The organism is Pseudonocardia acidicola (assembly GCF_012911935.1).
GTDB lineage: Bacteria > Actinomycetota > Actinomycetes > Mycobacteriales > Pseudonocardiaceae > Pseudonocardia > Pseudonocardia acidicola.
Map to the genome: position 1 here is coordinate 1 of NZ_JAAXLA010000139.1, position 7,201 is coordinate 7,201.

Annotated in this window: 7 protein-coding genes; all 7 read right to left on the bottom strand. The window is 72.2% G+C overall.

The window, feature by feature from the left end:
- Window positions 1-399 precede the first annotated feature (399 nt).
- On the bottom strand, window positions 400-1,353 hold the full coding sequence (gene pdxS, locus HF526_RS33980; protein WP_211178208.1) for a pyridoxal 5'-phosphate synthase lyase subunit PdxS: 954 nt from the start codon (window positions 1,351-1,353) through the stop codon (window positions 400-402).
- An 11-nt stretch (window positions 1,354-1,364) separates the two neighbouring features.
- Entirely contained in the window at window positions 1,365-1,922 is a 558-nt protein-coding gene (locus tag HF526_RS33985) for a LemA family protein (RefSeq protein ID WP_211178209.1), read from the bottom strand.
- On the bottom strand, window positions 1,919-3,088 hold the full coding sequence (locus HF526_RS33990; protein ID WP_169385763.1) for a glycosyltransferase family 4 protein: 1,170 nt from the start codon (window positions 3,086-3,088) through the stop codon (window positions 1,919-1,921). The genes HF526_RS33985 and HF526_RS33990 overlap by 4 nt, the downstream gene beginning before the upstream one ends.
- Before the next feature lie 11 nt (window positions 3,089-3,099).
- Window positions 3,100-4,044, bottom strand: a complete 945-nt coding sequence (locus HF526_RS33995) for a phosphatidylinositol mannoside acyltransferase (RefSeq protein WP_169385759.1) — start codon at window positions 4,042-4,044, stop codon at window positions 3,100-3,102.
- Between the two features lie 73 nt (window positions 4,045-4,117).
- Window positions 4,118-4,756, bottom strand: a complete 639-nt coding sequence (pgsA, locus tag HF526_RS34000; RefSeq protein ID WP_169385760.1) for a phosphatidylinositol phosphate synthase — start codon at window positions 4,754-4,756, stop codon at window positions 4,118-4,120.
- 99 nt (window positions 4,757-4,855) lie between these two features.
- Window positions 4,856-5,386, bottom strand: coding sequence for an HIT family protein (locus HF526_RS34005; RefSeq protein ID WP_169385761.1), 531 nt, complete (start codon window positions 5,384-5,386; stop codon window positions 4,856-4,858).
- Between the two features lie 11 nt (window positions 5,387-5,397).
- Window positions 5,398-7,201: threonine--tRNA ligase (gene thrS, locus HF526_RS34010; RefSeq protein WP_169385762.1), on the bottom strand; the 1,804-nt coding region annotated here is incomplete at its 5' end.

Sequence of the window (7,201 nt, forward strand, 5' to 3'; positions counted from 1 at the left end):
GGGCGGGACGGGCGCGCCGGGCGCCGCGGCCGCCGCCAGGGAGCCGCCGAACAACGTTGCGACGACGATGCCTCCGACCGTCACGTAACGCCTCATCCGACTCCTCCACCACTCGCGTCACAACTGCCACGAGCGAGACTATGGGCGTGGCGTGACTGCCACCGGCTGATTCACCGAACCGTGTGATCGCTGCAGACCGACAGGGCAACGGAAAGTTGCGGCGCTGCGACTCGGACCACGACAATCGGACGATCTTGGCCGACGAACGGCAGAGCAAGCGTCCGAACGCATGTACGACGACCTCGAAGGGGTGATGAGAACCCACGTTCTTCCCCGGAGACGCAGAACGCCCCGCCCTGGATCCCGGGCGGGGCGTCGATGCTGGTGCGGAGCCGAGGCTCACCAGCCCCGGTCGGCGTAGCGCTGCTCGGCGGGCAGGTCCGGGATGTTGATCCCGACCATGGCCTCACCCAGGCCGCGCGAGACCTTGGCGATCACATCGGGGTCGTCGTGGAACGTGGTGGCCTTGACGATGGCCGACGCCCGCTGCGCCGGGTCGCCGGACTTGAAGATGCCCGAACCCACGAACACGCCCTCGGCACCCAGCTGCATCATCATCGCCGCGTCGGCCGGGGTGGCGATCCCGCCCGCGGTGAACAGCACCACCGGCAGCTTGCCCGACGCCGCGACCTCGGCGACCAGCTCGACCGGCGCCCGCAACTCCTTGGCTGCGACGTACAGCTCGGCGGCATCCAGCGTGCCCAGCCGGCGGATCTCGGCGCGGATCGAGCGCATGTGCCGGGTCGCCTCGACCACGTTCCCGGTCCCGGCCTCACCCTTGGACCGGATCATCGCCGCACCCTCGGAGATCCGCCGCAGCGCCTCCCCCAGGTTCGTCGCACCGCACACGAACGGCACGGTGAACGCCCACTTGTCGATGTGGTGCGCCTCGTCGGCCGGGGTGAGCACCTCGGACTCGTCGATGTAGTCGACCCCGAGGGACTGCAGCACCTGGGCCTCGACGAAGTGCCCGATCCGGGCCTTGGCCATCACCGGGATGGAGACCGCGTCGATGATCCCCTGGATCATGTCCGGGTCGCTCATCCGGGCCACCCCACCCTGGGCACGGATGTCGGCGGGAACGCGCTCGAGCGCCATCACGGCGACGGCGCCGGCGTCCTCGGCGATCTTGGCCTGCTCGGCGTCGACCACGTCCATGATGACGCCGCCCTTGAGCATCTCGGCCATGCCGCGCTTCACACGGGCGGTCCCCACCTGGGGGCCGGCGTTGTCGGAAAGGGCCTGGTCGCGCGACACGGCGGTACCTCTCTGGATGGCGAAAACCGGAACCATCCGATGGTACGTCAGTGCGGCGTCGGATCCGGCGAGCGCTCGGGCGCACTCCGGTGGATCGGCATGGACCCGGGCTCCGGGTCGGCGATCTCGAAGTACCCGGGTTCGGGGGCGGTCCCGGCCAGCCGCAGCCAGCGGACCAGTCGCCGGGAACGCAGCCCGAGGGTGTCGCGCACGGCGTCGTTGTGCACCCGACGGGCCAGGATGACCAGTTGCTCGGCGTCGACCAGCTCCTCCAGCAGCGCGGCGTCGAGCCGGCCCCGATCCACCGCGGCCAATTGCCTGCTCAGCGCGTTCTCAACGCCCTCCCGCTCGGCGGCGGCGACGGCGCCGGCGGCGCCCACGGCGGCCCGCAACGCGGTCACGTCCTGCCCCGTGCGGGCCAGCGCGGCGGCCACCTGCCCGGCCACCTCGGCGCGCCGCGCCAGCGCCATGTCGAGCCCGGCGCGGGCCGCGTCGGTACGCACGTGCAGCCGGTCGAGCCGGCGTGCACGGCCGACGCACAGCACCGTCACCCACGTCACGATCAACAGCAGCGTGACCAGAACCACCCACACCGCGACGATCATCGGGCCACCTTCGCGTCGTCGACGGCGACGACCTGGCGCGGATCGGCGGCCACCGCAGCCTGGTAGACGCGCAACACCGCGCCCGCCACCACCGGCCAGTCGTAGTCGGCCGCCCGCCGCCGCCCGGCCACGCTGAGCGCGGCGCGGCGGGCCGGGTCGTCGAGCAGCGTACCCAGCGCCGTGGCCAGCGCGGGCGCGTCACCGGTCGGGACCAGCACCCCCGCGGGCTCGCCGGCATCGTTTCCGCCGTCACCGCCACCCAGCACGCGGCGGAACGCCCCGAGGTCGCTGGCCAGCACCGGAGCACCCGCGGCCATCGCCTCGGTGAGCACCATGCCGAAGCTCTCCCCGCCCAGGTTCGGGGCGCAGTAGACGTCCATGGAGCGCAGCGCGGCGGCTTTCGTCGCGTCGTCGACCGCGCCGAGGATGTCGAGCCGGTCGGCCAGTTCCGGGCCGGCGTGCCGGCGCAGCGCGTCGGCGTCGCCACGCCCGACGACCATCAGCCGCAGGTCGGGGCGGTGCGGGGCCAGCAACCGCAGCGCGTCGAGGAGCACCGGCATGCCCTTGCGCGGCTCGTCGAACCGGCCGAGGAAGCCGACCGTGTGCGGCCGCGGGTAGCCGGGCAGCAGCGGCCCGTTCACGAAGAGCCCGACGTCGACACCGTTCGGGATCTCCACCGCGTCCCCGCCCAGGTGCTCGACCTGCACCCGGCGGGCCAGCGACGACACCGCGATGCGGGCGGTCACCTTCTCCATGAGCGGGCGCAACATCCCGCCGAACGCGGTCAGCGCGCGGGACCGCTCGGTGGAGGTGTGGAAGGTCGCCACGATCGGGCCCTCCGCCACCAGCAGGGCCAGCACGGAGATGCTGAACGTGGTGGGCTCGTGCAGGTGCAGCACGTCGAAGGTGTGGTCGGCGAGCCAGCGCCTGACCCGCGCGTACGACAGCGGGCCGAACGTCACGCGGGCGACCGAGCCGTTGTAGGGCACCCCGAGCGCCCGCCCGGCCGGGGTGACGAAATCCGGCAGCGGGGTGTCCTCGTCGGCGGGTGCCAGCACGTTGACCGAGTGCCCCAGCGCGCGCAGCGCCCGCGCCAGGTCGAGGACGTGCGCCTGCACCCCGCCCGGCACGTCCAGCGAGTAGGGGCAGACGATTCCGATCCGCAGCGGCCCCGGGTTCACGGCGTCGCCTGTTTTCGGGCCCGGCCGGTGGGGTCCCCGGCACCGAGATCTGCGCTGAACACCCGCTGCAGCATGTGCCAGTCGGCCGGAGCCTGTGCGATCAGGGTGCTGAACGCGTCGGCGATCGCCTGGGTGGCCTTCGCCACGTGCGCCCGGTCCGGGACCGGGACGGGCTCCGCCATCGGCAGCGCCCACCCGTCCGGAGTGAAGCGCGGGTAGGCGGGCACCAGCAGGGCGCCGGTCAGCGCCGCCAGCCGGGCCGGGCCGGCCGGCAGCCGCGCGGGCTCCCCGAACAACGACACCTCGACACCGGAGGCGGTGAGGTCACGGTCGGAGACGAGGCAGACGACGCCGCCGGCACGCAGCCGCTTCGTCAGGGCCCGGTAGGCGGCGCTGCCGTCCTCGGCCGCGAGCACCTCGAACCCGAGCGACTCGCGGTAGGCCACGAAGCGGCGGAACAGCGACTCCGGCCGCAGCCGTTCGGCCACAGTGGTGAGCGCCGGCTCGCGGCCCATGCGGCGCAGCGTCTCGACCATCCAGACACCGGCCAGGTCCCAGTTGCCGCTGTGCGGCAGCGCGAAGACCACCCCGCGCCCCTCCCCGAAGGCCTCCCACACCGGCTCCGCGCCCGTGACCAGCGGATCGAGCCTGCGGTGGATGTCGGCGGGATCCATCGACGGCAGCCGGAACGCCTCGCACCAGTACCGGGCGTAGCTGCGCAGGCCGGCGCGAACGAGCTCGTCCAGTGCCTCCGGCGAGGCCGACGGGACGACGCGGGCCAGGTTCGCCCGCAGCCGCTGCGCGCCCGGGCCCTGCCGGCGGGCGGCGAGGTCGGCGCCCAGCCGGAACGCGCCGAGGGCCAGCGACGGCGGGAGCGCGCGGACGAACCGCCAGCCCGCCGCGAAACCGAGGTCGGCGGCCCGTTCGCCGGCTCCGCTCATGCGCTCTCCTCGTCGGCGCTCGTCGGCCGCAGGCGCGGCCTCACGCTGTCCGGTGGGGCGCTCCCGGGCCCGCTCACGAAACTCCCCCGGCCGTACCTGCGGCCGGCGCCGCGGACCGCGAGCTGCGGTACACCGTGACGATCCGCTGCCCGACCGTCCACACCGATGCCGCGGCGAGCAGCCACAATCCCACGGCCAGCGCGTACGGCACCCCGATGCCCTGCAGGAACGTCCCGAGCAGCGCGATGATGAGCCGTTCGGCCCGCTCGACGAGGCCGCCGTCGGCCGAGAGTCCCTCGGCCTCCGCGCGGGCCTTGACGTAGGACACGATCTGCCCGGCGACCAGACAGATCAGCGCGGCGAGACCGACCAACCGCTGCTGGCCCACGCCGAGCGCCCACCAGGCCAGTCCGGCGAACAGGGCGCCGTCGGCGAGCCGGTCGCACGTCGAGTCGAGCACGGCCCCGAACGGTGTGCCGCGGCCGCGGGCGCGGGCCATGGCCCCGTCCAGCAGGTCGAACAGTACGAACACGGTGATCACCCACGGGGCGATGATCAGCTGGCCGCGGGGCAGGAACCACAGGGCGGCGGCGACCGTACCTGCGGTCCCGACCACCGTCACCACGTCGGGCGCGATGCCGCACCCGACCAGCCATCGGCCGATCGGGTCGGTGACCCGGTTGACACGCGCACGGGCGAAGAGGTTGAGCATGGGCTCCTGCCGGTTGACGGGTCCGACCCGGACCGACTTCAGACTAGTGGGATGTGGACCGCTCCCCTGCCGGCTACCCCGCTCGGCCGCCGGGCCTGATCACGCGGGCTCCCACGCCGCGGCCAGCAGCTCCCGGGTCTCCGAGAGCAGCTGCGGGATGACCTTGGTCTGGCCGACCACGGCGATGAAGTTGGCGTCCCCGCCCCAGCGCGGCACCACGTGCTGGTGCAGGTGGTCGGCCAGCGACCCGCCGGCCACCGTGCCGAGGTTGATCCCCACGTTGAACGCGTGCGGCGCGGCCACCTTCTTCATCGCCTTCACCGCGCGCTGGGTGAAGGTCATCAACTCGGCGGCCTCGGCCTGGGTGAGGTCCTCCAGCTCGGCGACGTGCCGGTAGGGCAGCACCATCAGGTGCCCGGGGTTGTACGGGTGCAGGTTCAGCAGCGCGTACACCGTCTCACCGCGCGCGACGACGAGCCCCTCGTCGTCGGGCAGGTCGGGGATCCGGCAGAACGGGCAGCCGCCCTCACCGGCCTCCTTGATGTAGGCCAGGCGGTGCGGCGTCCACAGCCGGCGGAACCCGTCCGGTGTCCCGACGCCGTCCTGGGGCACCATTGCCGGCTCGTCCATGGATCGAGATCCTAGTGAGCGGGCGTGAAGGTCTCCTCGCTCGGCGAGGTGTTCTCCCGGCGCTGCACCCAGTCGACGATCGCGTCGACGGCCTCGTCCACCGGCACACCGTTGCGCTGCGAGCCGTCGCGGAACCGGAAGCTCACCGCGCCCGCCTCGACGTCGCGGGCGCCCGCGAGCAGCATGAACGGCACCTTCTGCAGCGTGTGTGTGCGGATCTTCTTCTGCATCCGGTCGTCGCCGGCGTCGACCTCGACCCGGATGCCCTTGGCCCGCAGCGCCTTGGCGACGCCCTCGACGTGCTCGACCTGGTCGTCGGTCACCGGGATCGCGACCACCTGGACCGGCGAGAGCCACGCCGGGAACGCGCCCGCGTAGTGCTCGGTGAGCACGCCGAAGAACCGCTCGATCGACCCGAACAGCGCACGGTGGATCATCACCGGGCGCTGCCGGGACCCGTCGGCGGCGGTGTACTCCAGGTCGAACCGCTCGGGCAGGTTGAAGTCGAGCTGGATGGTCGACATCTGCCAGGTCCGGCCGATCGCGTCCTTGGCCTGCACCGAGATCTTCGGGCCGTAGAACGCCGCGCCGCCCGGGTCCGGCACCAGCTCGAGGCCGGAGCTCTCGGCGGCCTCACGCAGCGTCTCGGTGGCCCGCTCCCACATCTCGTCGGTGCCGACGTACTTCTCGTCGTTGCGGGTCGACAGCTCCAGGTAGAAGTCGTCGAGGCCGTAGTCGCGCAGCAGGTCGAGCACGAAGGACAGCAGGGACTTCAGCTCGTCGGTCACCTGCTCCGGGGTGGCGAAGATGTGCGCGTCGTCCTGCGTCATGCCACGGACCCGGGTGAGCCCGTGGATCACACCGGACTTCTCGTAGCGGTAGACCGAGCCGAACTCGAACAGCCGCAGCGGAAGCTCCCGGTACGACCGCCCCCGCGACCGGTAGATCAGGATGTGCATGGGGCAGTTCATCGGCTTGAGGTAGTAGTCCTGCCCCGGCTTGCGGACCTCACCGTCCGGGCCCAGCTCCTCGTCGAGGTGCATGGGCGGGTACATCCCGTCGGCGTACCAGTCCAGGTGCCCCGAGATCTCGTAGAGCCGGCCCTTGGTGATGTGCGGGGAGTAGACGAACTCGTAGCCCGCCTCCTCGTGCCGGCGCCGTGAGTAGTCCTCCAGCTCCGTGCGGATGGTCCCGCCCTTGGGATGGAACACCGGCAGCCCGGAGCCGAGCTCGTCGGGGAAGGAGAACAGGTCCAGCTCGGCGCCCAGGCGGCGGTGGTCGCGGCGCTCGGCCTCGGCCAACCGGGCCAGATACGCGTCGAGAGCCTCCTGGCTCTCCCACGCGGTGCCGTAGATGCGCTGCAGCTGCGGGTTCTTCTCGCTGCCCCGCCAGTACGCGGCCGCCGAGCGCGTCAGCTTGAACGCCGGGATGAACTTCGTGGTCGGCAGGTGCGGGCCGCGGCACAGGTCGGACCAGACGGTCTCGCCGGTGTGCGCGTGCACGTTGTCGTAGATGGTCAGCTCGCCCTCGCCGACCTCCATGACCTCGGAGGTGTCGACGTCCTCGGCGTTCGCGCCGCCCTTGAGGTCGATGAGCTCGAGCTTGTACGGCTCGCCGGCCAGCTCCTTGCGGGCGTCCTCGAGCGATTCGAACCGGCGGCGGGAGAACTTCTGCCCCGACTTGACGATCTTCTTCATCGCCGACTCGAGCTTGTTCAGGTCCTCCGGGGTGAAGGGCCGCTCGACGTCGAAGTCGTAGTAGAAGCCGTCGGTGATCGGCGGGCCGATCCCGAGCTTGGCGTCCGGGTAGAGCTGC